The organism is Yersinia nurmii (assembly GCF_001112925.1).
Lineage (GTDB): Bacteria > Pseudomonadota > Gammaproteobacteria > Enterobacterales > Enterobacteriaceae > Yersinia > Yersinia nurmii.
In genome coordinates this window covers 224,576-240,604 of the sequence record NZ_CPYD01000003.1, presented here as the reverse complement: position 1 = coordinate 240,604, position 16,029 = coordinate 224,576, and the positions used below count along the sequence as shown (strand labels likewise).

Here is a 16,029-nt window from a genome sequence, read left to right as displayed (position 1 = left end):
CAGAATACCTTGCAATCAGTCTGGCTACCAATGGCAAAATGGTATGGATAACGCAGGGTTAATCGATATGAGTGAATGGACGGGAGCCACGCGAAGCGGCTCCCGTAGTGCGAGGATTAGAAGGTTTCCCAATTATCCTGCTGATTTGCTTTTACATTATCTGATGCTGGACGAGATGCGGCTGGCGATGCGTTAGTCGCAACCTGAGACGAATCGCCGGCTTCAGCGCTTTCCGATAAACGGAATACGGCGACGGCCTGCGCCAATAGAATCGCCTGCTCCGCCAGCGAATCGGCAGCGGCAGCAGATTCTTCTACCAGTGCGGCGTTTTGCTGCGTCGTGCTATCCATTTCAGATATCGCCTGGCTGACCTGCGTGATTCCACGGCTTTGTTCATCGGACGCTGAGGCGATTTCCGCCATAATATCGCGTACATGCGTCACCGAACGAACGATATTCTCCATGGTTTGACCGGCATTTTGCACCAAAGATGTGCCGTTATTGACCTGTGAAACCGACTCTGCGATCAGCCCTTCGATTTCTTTTGCCGCCTGTGCACTGCGCTGCGCCAGATTACGTACTTCGCTGGCGACCACGGCAAAACCGCGCCCTTGTTCGCCTGCTCGTGCCGCTTCAACTGCCGCATTCAGTGCCAGTATGTTGGTCTGGAAAGCGATGCTATTGATTACCGAGGTAATTTCAGAAATACGCTTAGAGCTGCTGGAAATATCGCTCATGGTTCGCACTACGTCATTTACCAGTTTTCCGCCTTGCTGCGCGGTATCAGAAGCTTCGGTGGCTAACTGATTGGCATGATGTGCGTTATCTGCGTTCTGTTTCACCGTGGCATTTAGCTGCTCCATGCTGGCGGCAGTTTCTTCTACCGCAGCGGCCTGTTGTTCGGTACGTGATGATAAATCGGTATTACCAGCAGCAATCTCGCCAGAAGCATGAGAAACCTGACTGACGCCAATGCGAATATCATCAATCATGCTGCGCAGATTTTCATTCATGCGCGCCACGGCGTTCATTAACAGACCCAGTTCATCGGAACGAGATGAAGTGGTGGTCGCGGTCAGATCGCCAGTGGCAATACGTTCCGCCATCGCCAGCGTGGTGCGCAATGGCACGGTAATCTGGCGAGTAATACGCCAGGCGATTAACAAACCAAGTAAAAGCGCCACGATAGCGACAACGGTCATCTGCGCCTGCGCATTGTCGATTTCATCATGAGTGCCTTGTAACTCCTGAACAAACAGATTTTTCACCAGAGAATTCAGCTCGATAGCTTTAGTTTCTAGCTGTTTCCCTGCGGCAATTTCCTGCTCGTAAGCCGGTAAGTAAGCCAGAACATTCGCTTTATAGGCTTTCAAACTCTCGATAACCGGCGCCATCATTTTCTGTTGCTCGCTAGACAGTACCGGCAGGAATGCGTTGGCGGCGTTTTGCGCCACATCAATGGCGGTAATGATCGAGTCTTCCGCTTCTTGATTGCGATCCAGCAGCAGCCCACGGGCGTTATAGCGTACCGCCATCAGTTTCTGGTTCATTTCTGCCAGTAGGATGCGGGTGTTGGTATCTGCCCCTTCATTCAGGAAGTTTTGTTCAAGCTGATTCAGGTATTTCTGGGTTTCAGAAATATTCCAGCTTTTGCGGACGTTATCTTTTCGTTCAACCGTAGCCAGAAACTCTCTCTGTTCCAGCTGATAGGCTTTAATCACCTCGATAATTCGATCGATGTTTTTGCGGTTTTCAGCGCTCCAGCTCATGTTCTCATTTTGCGCCAACAGTGTAAGGATATTATTGATATGTTTGGCGTTAGCGGTCATAAATGCGGGATCGTAAGATCGTTCGTACAGCGCACGATTGTACTTTGCCTGGTTCACTTCATCGTTAATTTGATAGCTCAGGTCAACCTTATAGGCGCGCGCTTCGATCTCGGAAAAGTGGTAAGCACCAGTGCCTGCGATGATGCTAACCAGCAGCAGCATAATGAAAAAACTTAATCCCAGTTTTTTCCCTACTTTTACGTTCTCAAAGCTTCCAAATAAATTGCTCATAGCAGCCATACTATTCTCCGTTATGCGGTATTCCTAAGACAGATCAATCAGCGCAGGTGAATCCAAGGAAGGGTCTAGTTTTTGGGGAATGATTATTGCTGGCTTAACTATTGAGCAGTCACTAGCCTGTTTTACTCAGGATTTGTTTCTCAATAGCGATGTGGGCAATAGTTCTTCTTGTACAATCTATCGGCAAGTAATGGTTAAACTTTAGCAATAAAAAGCGGTATTAATAGCCGCTCTAGAGCTATTCCCGGCGGTGAGATGGGGTGAAACTCGTGGAAATAGCGATGTGCTTAGAGTGTATCTTCGCAATCAGCGGGAATAGGGATAAGACTGGGCTTTCTATAGGCAAAAAAATGCCGGCAATCAGCTGCCGGCATGGTCATTAGCGAGAAAGGGCGGAAACCCGCGCTGACTCTGGCTAATCGGGCTTATTTTTTCGCTTCAGCGAAACGTTTAGCCGCTTCATTCCAGTTAACCACGTTCCAGAATGCTTTGATGTAGTCTGGGCGACGGTTTTGGAATTTCAGGTAGTAAGCATGTTCCCACACATCCAGACCCAGAATCGGGAAGCCAGATGCGCCAGAAACCGCTTCGCCCATCAGCGGGCTGTCCTGGTTAGCGGTAGACACTACGGCCAGTTTGCCGTCGTCTTTCAGAACCAGCCACGCCCAGCCAGAACCGAAACGCGTTGCCGCCGCTTTTTCGAATTCTTCTTTGAATTTGTCTACGCTACCGAAATCGCGCTCAATAGCGGCTTTCAGATCGCCTTCCAGCGTGGTGTTCAGCGCCAGACCTTTCCAGAACAAGCTGTGGTTAGCGTGGCCACCGGCGTTGTTACGCATGAAGGTGCGCTTGTCAGCAGGAACTTTGCTCAGGTCTTTGATAACGTCTTCCACGCTCAGGCTAGCCAGCTCCGGGTAGGCTTCTAACACGGTGTTCGCGTTGTTGACATAAGTCTGATGATGTTTGGTGTGATGGATTTCCATCGTCTGCTTATCGAAATGTGGTTCTAGTGCGTCGTAAGCATAAGGCAGGGATGGCAGTGAGTAACTCATATTCATCGTCTCCGTAGTGTAGAGCGGCGCAAAAAGGTGAGCGCCACGTAAGCATTCGGATCATTATAGTTAAATAAATGATATTGAAAATGATTATCAATGCCGTAGTTTTTGTGTGGTTACTGCGTGTTTTCTATGAAGCAAAAGTGTGACGAAATTTTTACTATCCTTTTTAATTCAATCACTCTTCGATACGACGGGCACTTTTTTGGGGGCTTTACACTCAGAATAATGGCTTTCTCTGTTGCACCCTCTACCCAGAACTAAAGCGAAATAAGGTAACCGTGTGCTTCGTCCTCTATGTCCAGCTTTTAACTCCGTATTAAGCCAATAAAAACCACCGCCTTTAGATTAACCGCTGCGGATGGGTGTACACCGTGGCTCTGCCGGGTTTGCTAAAGCCAACTAGCGTGAGATTACAGCGCTCGGCGACCTCAACAGCTAGCGTGGTGGCGGCAGATACGGCAAATAGAATCTCGACGCCACACATGGCGGACTTCTGCACCATTTCATAGCTGGCGCGGCTGGAAACCAATACCGCGCCTTGCTGCCACGGCTGTTTAGCTCGTAGTCCTAACAGTTTATCTAAGGCTACGTGGCGACCGACATCTTCGCAGCCACCTAATAATTCGCCTTCTGGATTGATCCAGGCCGCCGCGTGGGTGCAACCGGTGAGCTGGCCTACGGTTTGTACCTGTTTAAGCTGCCCCAATGCTCTATCCAATTGGTTTAAATCAAAACGTTGGCTGAAGGGTAAAGGTGTTATTGGGCGGAAAATATCGGCCAGCTGCTCGATGCCACACACGCCGCAGCCGGTGCGGCCCGCCATGGCTCGGCGTCGTTCTTTCAAACCGGCAAAACGGCGGCTGGATAGCTCAATCGCCACCTCGATGCCGTTGCAGGTGGGATTAACGTCGATAGCGTAAATATCCTGCGGGCTGCTGATAATCCCTTCCGACAAAGAAAAGCCGAGAGCAAAAGCCTCCAGATCTTTCGGCGTCCCCATCATGACGACATGAGAAATTCCGTTATATACCAGAGCGATAGGCACTTCTTCCGCCAGCCAGTCGGGCTGAGTGGTGGTTAAGTCCTGCCGCTGCCACAGCTCGAGTTGTCTGGCACCGCAAATAGTGGTCGAATTGGCTGTTCGTGCTGGTTTGATCTGGCTCACTGATGCGATCCTGAGTGTTATATCCCATAATGACAGTGTGGTAGTATTCCACGGTAAGGATAAGGCTGTGAACCTTATTCTCTATCGCTGCGAAGCGGTAGTGAGATAACGATTTTAGCGCCGACGCCTTTATCGGGGAAAGCGCCTGTTAAAAACACTGTGACAATCGTGAATTGAGGAGAGACCCATGCAGGTCAGCAGAAGGCAGTTCTTTAAGATCTGCGCTGGCGGTATGGCAGGAACCACGGCGGCGGCACTCGGCTTTGCGCCGGCGGTGGCGTTGGCGGAAACGCGGCAGTATAAATTGCTGCGAGCCCGCGAAACCCGTAATACCTGCACATATTGCTCCGTTGGTTGCGGGCTATTGATGTATAGCCTCGGCGATGGCGCAAAAAACGCCAAAGAGAGTATTTTCCACATTGAAGGCGATCCGGATCACCCGGTCAACCGCGGCGCGCTTTGCCCGAAAGGTGCAGGCCTGATTGACTTTATCCACAGCGAAAGTCGCCTTAAATATCCAGAATACCGCGCGCCAGGCTCCGATAAATGGCAACGAATCAGTTGGGATGATGCTTTTACTCGTATCGCCAAACTGATGAAAGAAGACCGGGATGCGAATTTCATTAAGACCAACGAAGCGGGCGTGACCGTTAACCGTTGGCTCAGCACCGGTATGCTGTGTGCCTCTGCATCCAGCAACGAAACGGGTTATTTGACTCAAAAATTTAGTCGCGCTCTCGGCATGCTTGCCGTAGACAACCAAGCACGTGTCTGACACGGACCAACGGTAGCAAGTCTTGCTCCAACATTTGGTCGCGGTGCGATGACCAACCACTGGGTTGACATTAAGAACGCGAATTTAGTTATCGTCATGGGCGGTAATGCGGCAGAAGCGCATCCAGTGGGATTCCGCTGGGCGATGGAAGCCAAGATCCACAACAATGCCAAGCTGATCGTGATAGATCCACGCTTTACCCGTACGGCATCGGTGGCTGATTTTTATACGCCAATCCGTTCCGGTACCGATATTGCGTTCCTGTCCGGCGTATTGCTGTACCTGATCACCAACGAAAAAATTAATCGCGAATACGTCGAGGCTTACACCAACGCCAGCCTGCTGGTGCGGGAAGACTTTGCCTTTGAAGACGGCCTGTTCAGCGGCTACGACGCTGATAACCGTAAATATGATAAAACCAGCTGGAACTATCAGTTGGATGAAAACGGCTACGCCAAACGGGACGTTACCCTTCAAGACCCGCACTGCGTATGGAACCTGCTGAAAGAACATATCAGCCGCTACACGCCGGAAGTGGTTAGCAATATCTGTGGTACGCCGCAGGAAGACTTTATCAAAGTTTGTGAATACATTGCCGAAACCAGTGCAGCGAATAAAACGGCGTCCTTCCTGTATGCGTTGGGCTGGACTCAGCATTCCGTCGGGGCGCAAAACATCCGTACCATGGCAATGATACAACTGCTGCTCGGCAATATGGGCATGGCCGGTGGCGGGGTTAACGCCTTGCGTGGTCACTCCAATATTCAGGGTTTGACTGACCTTGGCCTGTTGTCGCAAAGCCTGCCGGGTTACATGAACCTGCCGTCCGAAAAACAGCCGGATCTGGAAACCTATCTTGCTGCCAATACGCCGAAAACCCTGTTACCGGGTCAGGTGAACTACTGGAGTAACTACCCGAAATTCTTCGTCAGTTTGATGAAAAGTTTCTACGGGGATAAAGCGCAGAAGGAAAATAGCTGGGGCTACGATTGGCTACCTAAATGGGATAAAGGCTACGACGTACTACAGTACTTCGAGATGATGTCGCAGGGTAAGGTCAACGGTTATCTGTGCCAGGGCTTTAACCCGGTGGCTTCGTTCCCGAATAAAAACAAAGTAATAGCTTCACTTTCCAAATTGAAATTCTTGGTCACTATCGATCCGCTGAATACGGAAACCTCGAATTTCTGGCAGAACCACGGCGAGTTTAACGACGTCGATCCGTCAAAAATTCAGACCGAAGTGTTCCGTCTACCATCTACCTGTTTTGCTGAAGAAAACGGTTCTATCGTGAACTCCGGCCGCTGGTTGCAATGGCACTGGAAAGGCGCTGACGCCCCCGGCGAAGCCATGAACGACGGTGGCATTCTGGCGGGTATTCTGATGCGCTTGCGCGAGATGTATCAGCGTGAAGGCGGCGCGGTGCCGGAACAGGTCCTCAATATGACTTGGGACTACCTGACGCCAGACAATCCGGAGCCGGAAGAAGTGGCGATGGAAAGCAACGGTCGCGCATTGGCAGATATTACCGATGCCGATGGCAAAGTGCTGGTGAAAAAAGGTGAGCAGTTGAGTACCTTTGCTCATCTGCGCGATGACGGTACCACTGCCAGCGGTTGTTGGATCTTTGCCGGTAGCTGGACGCCAGCGGGTAACCAAATGGCACGTCGTGATAACGCCGATCCGTCTGGCCTCGGTAATACGCTGGGTTGGGCATGGGCATGGCCGCTGAACCGCCGTATTCTGTACAACCGCGCCTCGGCTGACCCACAGGGTAAACCTTGGGATCCGAAACGCCAGTTGCTGGAATGGGACGGAGCGAAATGGACTGGAGTTGATGTTCCTGACTACAGTGCCGCTGCACCGGGCAGTGATGTCGGGCCGTTTATCATGCAGCCGGAAGGGATGGGGCGTCTGTTTGCCATCGACAAAATGGCGGAAGGGCCGTTCCCAGAACATTACGAGCCGTTTGAAACGCCGCTGGGTACCAACCCGCTGCATCCGAACGTGATTTCCAACCCGGCCGCTCGCGTATTTAAAGACGATTTGGAAAGTATGGGTTCCCATGAGCAATTCCCTTATGTGGGTACCACTTATCGTCTGACCGAGCATTTCCACTACTGGACCAAGCATGCGTTATTGAATGCTATTGCCCAGCCGGAGCAATTTGTGGAAATCGGTGAAAAACTGGCCGAGAAGAAAGGTATCAAGCACGGGGATACGGTGAAAGTCAGCTCTAACCGAGGCTATATCAAAGCTAAGGCGGTAGTGACCAAACGTATTCGCACGCTGAGCGTTCACGGACAGGAAGTGGATACCATTGGTATTCCTATTCACTGGGGTTATGAAGGGGTGGCGAAGAAAGGTTTTATTGCCAATACCCTGACGCCGTTCGTTGGCGATGCCAATACGCAAACGCCAGAGTTCAAGGCGTTCCTGGTTAACGTGGAAAAGGTGTAACGGAGAACAACTATGTCACTGCAATCTCAAGACATTATTCGGCGCTCCGGTACTAATTCCCTGACGCCACCACCGCAGGATCGTAACTATCAGGCTGAAGTGGCGAAGCTTATCGACGTCACCACCTGTATTGGTTGTAAAGCCTGTCAGGTTGCCTGCTCGGAATGGAACGATATTCGTGATGAAGTCGGTCATAACGTCGGGGTGTACGATAACCCCGCCGATTTGACCGCTAAATCATGGACGGTAATGCGTTTCTCCGAGGTGGAGGAAAACGGCAAGCTGGAATGGCTGATCCGTAAGGATGGCTGTATGCACTGTGCCGATCCTGGCTGCCTGAAGGCATGTCCGTCGGAAGGGGCTATTATTCAGTACGCCAATGGTATCGTGGATTTCCAATCGGAGCATTGTATCGGCTGTGGTTACTGCATTGCCGGCTGTCCTTTCGATGTACCGCGCATGAACAAGGAAGACAATCGGGTGTACAAATGTACCCTGTGCGTTGACCGCGTAAATGTGGGTCAGGAACCGGCCTGTGTGAAAACCTGTCCGACAGGCGCTATTCACTTTGGTACTAAAGAGTCGATGAAGGAAGTGGCGGCAGGGCGCGTGGCTGAATTGAAAACCCGTGGTTTTGATAACGCAGGTTTATACGATCCGGCGGGCGTTGGCGGTACTCACGTTATGTACGTGTTGCACCATGCGGATAAACCTCAGCTTTACCACGGTTTACCTGAAAATCCGACCATTAGCCCGACGGTTACTTTCTGGAAAGGCATCTGGAAACCATTGGCTGCGGTGGGCTTTGCTGCCACCTTTGCTGCCAGTATTTTCCACTATGTTGGCGTTGGCCCGAACCGGGTGGAAGAAGATGAGGATGAAGAGGATAAATCCGTCCCTGCATCGTCAGATTCACCGTCATCCACTCAGCCATCTTCCGAACAGCAAGACGGGGAGACGCGGAAATGAAAAAAGAAAAGCCGATCCAGCGCTACAGCGCACCGGAGCGAATCAACCATTGGATAGTGGCCTTCTGCTTTATGCTGGCGGCCATTAGCGGGCTGGGATTCTTCTTCCCTTCTTTTAACTGGTTGATGAACATCTTCGGTACGCCGCAGCTGGCGCGAATTCTTCACCCCTTCGCCGGGGTGATTATGTTCGCTGCGTTTATGATCATGTTTTTCCGTTACTGGAAACATAACCTGATCAACCGCGAAGACCTGGTCTGGGCGAAGAATATCCACAAAATTGCCATGAATGAGGAAGTGGGCGACACAGGACGCTATAATTTTGGTCAGAAATGCGTATTCTGGGCAGCAATTATAAGTCTGGTGCTGTTAGTGGCCAGTGGTGTGGTTATCTGGCGGCCTTACTTCGCCGAGTATTTCCCGATTCCATTGATTCGCCTGGCGTTACTGGTGCACTCATTGGCAGCGGTGGGGCTAATCATCGTCATCATGGTTCACATTTATGCGGCCATTTGGGTGAAAGGCACGATAACGGCGATGGTGGAAGGCTGGGTGCCTGCGGCATGGGCGAAAAAGCACCATCCGCGCTGGTATCGGGAAACCCGTCAGAAAAAACAGGAAGAGAAACCCTGAAATGAGTATTCGCATTGTCCCTAAGGACCAACTTAGTCAACAAAGCGAAAGAGCATCAACGGCGGGGACAATCCCGCCGTTACTTTTCGCGAATTTAAAAAGCCTGTATACCCGCCGAACCGAACGTTTACGGCAACTGGCGCTAGATAATCCGTTGTCTGATTATCTGGATTTTGCCGCTAAAATTACCGAAGCGCAGCAAAAAGCGCTGCATGATCACCCGCTGACGTTGGATATGCGGGCGGAACTGGAGCACTCAGCCGCTAGCGGCAAGCCGCCGTTGGATGCGAGCGTATTTCCTCGTACCGAGCACTGGCGCTTGTTGCTGTCGGCGCTGATTGCCGAACTGCGCCCGGATGCGCCTGAGCATATTCAGGTCGTGCTGGATAATCTGGAAAAATCATCGGTACATGAGCTGGAACTCTACGCTGACGCATTGTTGAATCGTGAATTCGGCAAGATCGGCAGTGAGAAATCCCCGTTTATCTGGGCGGCGCTATCGCTGTATTGGGCGCAAATGGCCAGTCAGATCCCTGGTAAAGCTCGTGCGGAATATGGTGAACACCGTCAGTTCTGCCCTGTCTGCGGTAGTATTCCGGTTTCCAGCGTGGTGCATATCGGTACAGTGAATGGCTTGCGTTACTTGCACTGCAATCTGTGTGAAAGCGAATGGCACGTCGTGCGGATAAAATGCAGTAACTGCGAGCAAAGCCGCGATCTGAATTACTGGTCACTGGATAGCGAACTGGCAGCGGTAAAAGCAGAAAGTTGCGGTGATTGCGGCACTTATCTGAAAATTCTGTATCAGGAAAAAGATCCGCAGGTTGAAGCGGTGGCTGATGATTTGGCCTCGCTGATTCTGGATGCCAAAATGGAAGGCGAAGGTTTCGCCCGCAGTAGCGTTAACCCGTTCCTGTTCCCCGGCGAATAACTTTCCGTTATCTCCCTGATTTGAGTGACTATGAGCGCAGAACCTCAGCAACTTTATAGCCAGTTACCTGCCATAGACCGCCTGTTGCGGGAGCCAGAAATGGCTCCTTTACTGGATGAATATGGTGCGACGCTACTCACTGATATCCTGCGGAAAATGCAAACGCAGGCCCGCGAGATCATCCGCCAGACTCAGGCGCTGCCGCACTGGCATAGCGGCTGGATTACCGAATTACGTCAACGGCTTAACCAACGCCAACCCGCCCTGAAACCCGTATTCAACCTCACCGGTACGGTATTGCATACCAATCTTGGCCGTGCGCCCTTGGCCGAGTCTGCTATTAACGCAGTGACGGCGGCGATGCGCGGTGCGGTGACGCTGGAATATGATCTCGGAGACGCCGGACGCGGGCATCGGGATCGGGCGGTAGCGGATTTGCTCTGTGAACTGACCGGCGCAGAAGACGCCTGTATTGTGAACAATAACGCGGCGGCGGTATTGCTGATGCTGGCGGCGGTCGCTGCGGGCAAAGAGGTCGTGGTTTCACGTGGTGAACTGGTGGAAATCGGCGGTGCTTTCCGTATTCCTGACGTCATGCGCCAAGCGGGCTGCCAATTGATTGAGGTTGGCGCAACCAACCGCACTCATTTGAAGGATTATCGGCAGGCAATCGGTGAAAATACCGGTCTGCTGATGAAGGTTCATACCAGTAATTACAGTATTCAAGGTTTTACCGCCGCGGTAACGGAATCTCAGCTAACAGCCTTGGGGCAGGAGTTTTCTGTGCCGACGGCCACGGATTTGGGCAGTGGTTCGCTAATCGATATGACCCAATACGGATTACCAGCCGAGCCAATGCCGCAGCAACTGATTGCCGCTGGCGTCGATTTAGTTACTTTTTCCGGAGACAAATTGTTGGGAGGGCCGCAGGCGGGGATTATTCTGGGTAAAAAGCACTGGATCGCCAAACTTCAGCAGCACCCGCTCAAACGCGCTCTGCGGGTCGATAAAATGACCCTATCAGCATTAGAAGCTACACTACGTCTCTATCAACAACCGGATCGGTTGGCAGATTTACTGCCATCGTTGCGCATACTCACTCGTCCACAGCAAGAGATGCATGACAGCGCCGAGCGCCTATTACCGGAGCTTAGCGCGCATTATCTGGATTTTGATCTTGCCAGCGAAGAATGCTGGTCGCAGATTGGCAGCGGTTCTTTGCCGGTCGATCGTTTGCCCAGTTGGGCGATAACCTTCACACCTAAAGACGGGCGGGGTAGCACTCTGCTGTCGCTGGCTAACCGCTGGCGCCGTCTGAATCAGCCGGTGATCGGTCATCTTCGGGATGGGCGCATGTGGCTAGATTTACGTTGTTTAGATGATGAAGATGCTTTGCTCAGGGAGCTTGTTTGATGATCATTGCCACCGCCGGTCACGTTGACCACGGTAAAACCACGCTATTACAGGCTATAACCGGCGTAAATGCCGATCGTCTGCCGGAAGAAAAACAGCGTGGTATGACTATCGATCTGGGTTACGCCTATTGGCCGCAGCCGGATGGCAGTAGTCTCGGTTTTATTGATGTTCCCGGTCATGAGAAGTTTCTATCCAATATGCTGGCAGGAATGGGCGGTATCGACCACGCCCTGCTGGTAGTGGCCTGTGACGATGGCGTAATGGCGCAAACACATGAACATTTGACCATTTTACGTCTCAGTGGCCACCCAAAACTGACCGTGGCGTTAACCAAAGCCGATCGTGTCGATGAGCAACAGATTGAGCAGGTTCGCCAGCAGGTGTTGAGCGAACTGGCGCAGCAAGGTTGGGCTGCCGATCAGATTTCCCTGTTTATCACCGCCGCTAACAGCGGAGTCGGTATCAACGAACTGCGCGCTCATCTGGCGCAGCTTAGCCAGCTGGATAGCAATGCTCAACGTATTCAACGGCGATTCCGTCTGGCAATCGATCGGGCTTTTAGTCTGAAAGGTTCAGGGCTAGTCGTGACGGGAACGCTGCTGGCGGGGCAAGTAGCCGTTGGCGATACTCTGTGGTTAACCGGCAGCGATTGTCCGGTTCGGGTACGAAGTATTCATTCGCAGAATGAGCCAGTCACTCATGCGCAGGCAGGCCAAAGGATTGCGCTGAATATCACCGGTGATACTAGCAAACAGCAAATTTCTCGCGGCGATTGGCTATTGGAGCGACAGCCGCCGGAAGCGCAGGATCGGGTGCTGGTGGAAGTCACAACGGATGCGCCGATGCATCATTGGCAATCTCTACATTTACATCAAGGTGCGAGCCATATTACCGGTCGAGTTTCCATGTTGAATGGCACAGAAACCCCGATGTTGGCCGAATTGTTGCTGGATACACCGTTGTATCTAGCAGAGAACGATCGCTTTATCCTGCGTGACATTGCGGCAAAACATACTCTAGGTGGCGCGCGAGTTATTGCTCTGTCATCCCCGAAAAGAGGTAAGCGGCAGCCGGCGTTTTTGGCGTGGCTGACTGCGCTGGCGCAGGCCACGACAGATGCGGAAGTGCTTAACCTTCAATTGGATAAAGGGCCGGTGTCGGTTCAACAGTTTGCCTGGGCACGCCAATTATCCGAGGGACAACTCGATAAGCTATTGGCAGATAGCCAACAGTTAGTGGCTGGCGATAGCGTACTTTCCTCAGCGATGGCCGAAAATGCCCGGCAAAGCCTGCTGCAAGTACTCGCCAGTTACCATCAGCAGCACAGCGATCAGTTGGGATTGGGCCGTGCCCGTCTGCGCCGCATGGCTTTACCGACGCTTGATGAGGCTTTGGTTAATCGGGTTATCGATCAATTAGTTGCTGACGGCGAATTGGCGAATACGCGTGGCTGGCTTCATTTGCCTGAACACAGTCTGGCGTTTACCGCTGAAGAGGAAAAAGAGTGGCTGCGTGCGCGAGTATATTTTGAAAGTGACCCTTGGTGGGTACGGGATCTGGCCGTAGCGCTGGAAATGGATGAAGAGTCGATGCGTGGACTATTACGTAAAGCGGCGCGTTTGGGTCATATCACCGCGATTGTGCCTGACCGCTACTATTTGAACCGTAGAATCTATCAGTTTGCCGATTTGATTCGTACTCTGGATGCCAGCAAAGGTAGCGCCAGCGCAGCGGATTTCCGCGACATCCTTGGTGTCGGCCGTAAGTTAGCGATTCAGATTCTGGAATTTTTCGATCGCAGCGGCTTTACCCGCCGCCGTGGCAACGACCATATTCTGCGCGACCGAGGTATGTTTTGTTAGTGCATCAGCGCTGATGTAAATACCTGATTCCATATCAATTGTGATGTATTTTGTGATGAATACATTCCTACCGATGCTTTATAGATTTAATAACTATTAAACATGGGTTCAGCATTAGCCGAACCCATCTGTTCACATCATCAGCGCTAGGTTTTTATTATTTCGCAGCTACAGCTTCAGGCTGTTTACGAATAAATATTGCTACCAGCGATAGCCACAGCAGGCCGCTGATTAAATTGAAAAGATTGAAGATACCGCTGTTTCCCCACAGATAGGCGACTTTCGCCAACTCTATGCCCAAGGTGAAGACAAACATGCTGATCATCCCCATTGCGGCAGAAACCGTACCTTTACTGATATCGCTGGCAAATAGGGTCAAGCGCACTAAACCAGCATTTGCTACACCAATACCAAAAGCATATAAACTGAGACCCGCTGTCATCCACAAATAAGCGTGAGATGAATAAAGCGTTGAAACAGCGGCCAGTATCAACCCACCGATCATCGGCCCTGCGCCGAGTTTAATCAGTTGAGGAATGCGGGTTTTACCACTCAAACGCGCCAGCGTCAGGTTACCAATGATTAATGCGCCGAAAATAGGCACTTGCAATAAACCATAGTCAAAGGTCGATAGCTGCTCGCCACTGATCAAAATAACCGGCGATTGTGCAATCCAGGCCAACAATGGCAGACTGGCAAAGCCTAATGCCAATGCTCCGCACAGAAAGCGACGGTTAGCCAGCACTTGCTTATAATCACGCCACATGGCTGAAAGCGAGAGCTTTTCACCTTTCAACACGGCCGTTTCTGGCATTGCTCGCCATAAGCCAATGAATGAAATTGCACCCAGAACCGCAAAAAGCACAAACATACTTTGCCACGGCGCAACGTGAATCAAGGCTGCACCGGCCAACGGGCCAAGCAGCGGGGCGATCAGAGCTACGTTTGCCATTAGCGCGGTGATCTTAATACATACCGCTTCTTCGAATGATTCCTGAATGGTGGCGTAACCTACGGCGCCGATAAAGCACAGACCAATGCCTTGCAGGAAGCGCATAGCAATAAATTGCTCTATGGTATTGACCAAAAGAATAGCCAGACAGGTAACGACAAAGAAAGCCACGCCCGCCAGCATTACCGGACGACGGCCACGGCGATCGGAGAGCGGCCCTAGCAACCATTGCAGGAACATACCGCCTGCTAAATAGGCGGTCATGGATGTGGGAACCCATTCTATGCTGGCGTTGAAATCAGCGACGACTGCCAGCATACCGGGCTGAATCATATCGTTGGCAATATAGGCTGCGAATTCAAATAGTACTAAACACAGGGGAAACAACAGCGCCCGGCGGCCTAAAGGTTTCGCGGGTGTTAACGTAGTTTGCATAGATTAAGTAATTAATGATTAATAAGAAAAGTGGAACTGCCTCAGCGAGAAACGCTGTCGAGACGAGTTAGGACGGCTATTTTGCCGTCAATAATGAATAATGGCAACGATTTACATGCAGGTAGATTCTTAATTACCTTGGGCGAGTATTTCTTTTTGAGTTACTGTTAGCGCCCTTAGTATATAACTTATTGTTAACTTTTTTGGCCCAAATGCATGAGCAACAGAGAATAGGCATGACCAATAAAATTGGATGGATTGATAATTTGCGGGCTGTAGCTTGCATTATGGTGGTTATGATTCATGCCACCACTTACTATCTCACCAGCGGAGCAGCGGTCGGTGAATTCAGTTGGGATTTATCTAACTTACTGAATTCCATGTCTCGGGTTGGCGTCCCTTTGTTCTTTATGATTTCGGGTTATCTGTTTTTGGGTGAAAAAAGTGCCGGTAAGAAGCATTTTTTACGCATCGGTCTATGCCTGACTTTTTATAGTGCTATTGCTCTGATTTATATATCCATACTGACGCCGATTGGCGGCTGGGCTTCATTAAAAAATATTTTGCAAAAGCCGGTGTTTTATCACCTGTGGTTTTTCTACGCCATTATCGTGGTGTATCTGGTTTCCCCGCTGATTAACGTCAAGCCTGTATCAGGCCGTTACGTTGCCGCAGTGATACTGTTGCTGGCAGTGGTTGCCAATCCTTATACCAGTAAATTCTCTCTCGGTGGTTTCCATTTGCTGCCTGTAAACCTGTATATCTACGGAGATACCTTCTATTACCTGCTATATGCAATGTTAGGGCGGGCGATTGGTATGCTGAATACGGACGGAAAATCGATAAGTTGGGCAGCAGCGTTTGCTTTTATTGTGAGCGTAGGATTGATCGTCATTTCGACGAAAAAACAAAGTATTATCAATGGAAATTTCGCTGATACCTTCTACATGTATTGTAGCCCTCTGGTCTTTATTGCGACGGTGTCTCTGCTAATCTGGTTTAAAAACTGTCTTTCCCAACCCCGAGTTTGGTTAACTTGGCTTTCGGGTCATTCTCTCGCGATTTATGGTTTCCACGCGCTGATCATTCACTTTATCCGCACCCACCACTTTGATTTTACCGCCTATCCGGTGCTGGATGTTTTCTACGTTTTTGCTTTGGCATTGGGTGGTAGCATGTTGTTATCTATAGGGTTACAGCGTATTGATAAAAGAAGATTAGTCAGTTGATCAAGCGATGCCCGTAGACAACTGCGGGCTAGAGAGTCTGCCGGGTTCACAGCATTATAAAATCGCCATCTGAATG

Annotated in this window: 11 protein-coding genes; 7 read left to right on the top strand and 4 right to left on the bottom strand. The window is 50.9% G+C overall.

Annotated features, from left to right (window positions below; genetic code table 11):
* Positions 1–116: 116 nt before the first annotated feature.
* The 3 genes from AD970_RS05815 to fdhD all read right to left on the bottom strand — a co-directional run bounded on the left by AD970_RS05815 (position 117) and on the right by fdhD (position 4,292).
* Positions 117–2,069, bottom strand: coding sequence for a methyl-accepting chemotaxis protein (locus AD970_RS05815; protein ID WP_049597375.1), 1,953 nt, complete (start codon positions 2,067–2,069; stop codon positions 117–119).
* Between the two features lie 425 nt (positions 2,070–2,494).
* On the bottom strand, positions 2,495–3,121 hold the full coding sequence (gene sodA / locus AD970_RS05810) for a superoxide dismutase [Mn] (protein WP_049597374.1): 627 nt from the start codon (positions 3,119–3,121) through the stop codon (positions 2,495–2,497).
* Between the two features lie 346 nt (positions 3,122–3,467).
* Entirely contained in the window at positions 3,468–4,292 is an 825-nt protein-coding gene (gene fdhD, locus AD970_RS05805; protein ID WP_049597373.1) for a formate dehydrogenase accessory sulfurtransferase FdhD, read from the bottom strand.
* Positions 4,293–4,479: 187 nt separating this feature from the next.
* Here fdhD and fdnG point away from each other — a divergent pair, with 187 nt between their 5' ends.
* Genes fdnG through selB form a run of 6 tightly spaced genes read left to right on the top strand, consistent with a single transcriptional unit; the run spans position 4,480 to position 13,337 of the window.
* Positions 4,480–7,527, top strand: a complete 3,048-nt coding sequence (fdnG, locus tag AD970_RS05795) for a formate dehydrogenase-N subunit alpha (RefSeq protein WP_157045459.1) — start codon at positions 4,480–4,482, stop codon at positions 7,525–7,527.
* Positions 7,528–7,539: 12 nt separating this feature from the next.
* Complete coding sequence (gene fdxH / locus AD970_RS05790; RefSeq protein WP_049597370.1) at positions 7,540–8,496, top strand: formate dehydrogenase subunit beta; 957 nt, start codon at positions 7,540–7,542, stop codon at positions 8,494–8,496.
* Positions 8,493–9,128 (top strand): formate dehydrogenase cytochrome b556 subunit, encoded by a 636-nt coding sequence (gene fdoI / locus AD970_RS05785; protein WP_049597369.1) that lies wholly within the window; start codon positions 8,493–8,495, stop codon positions 9,126–9,128. The genes fdxH and fdoI overlap by 4 nt, the downstream gene beginning before the upstream one ends.
* A gap of 1 nt (position 9,129) precedes the next feature.
* A complete protein-coding gene (fdhE, locus tag AD970_RS05780; protein ID WP_049597368.1) occupies positions 9,130–10,059 on the top strand; it encodes a formate dehydrogenase accessory protein FdhE in 930 nt (309 codons plus the stop codon).
* Between the two features lie 30 nt (positions 10,060–10,089).
* Positions 10,090–11,472, top strand: coding sequence for an L-seryl-tRNA(Sec) selenium transferase (gene selA / locus AD970_RS05775; protein ID WP_049597367.1), 1,383 nt, complete (start codon positions 10,090–10,092; stop codon positions 11,470–11,472).
* On the top strand, positions 11,472–13,337 hold the full coding sequence (gene selB / locus AD970_RS05770) for a selenocysteine-specific translation elongation factor (protein ID WP_049597366.1): 1,866 nt from the start codon (positions 11,472–11,474) through the stop codon (positions 13,335–13,337). The genes selA and selB overlap by 1 nt, the downstream gene beginning before the upstream one ends.
* 157 nt (positions 13,338–13,494) lie before the next feature.
* On the opposite strand, the gene AD970_RS05765 is transcribed toward selB, so the two are convergent.
* The gene (locus AD970_RS05765) at positions 13,495–14,724 is read right to left on the bottom strand and encodes an MFS transporter (RefSeq protein ID WP_049597365.1); all 1,230 of its coding nucleotides are present in this window, start codon (positions 14,722–14,724) and stop codon (positions 13,495–13,497) included.
* Between the two features lie 236 nt (positions 14,725–14,960).
* Between AD970_RS05765 and AD970_RS05760 the strand changes: the two genes are divergently transcribed.
* Entirely contained in the window at positions 14,961–15,953 is a 993-nt protein-coding gene (locus AD970_RS05760) for an acyltransferase (protein WP_049597364.1), read from the top strand.
* Positions 15,954–16,029: the final 76 nt, after the last annotated feature.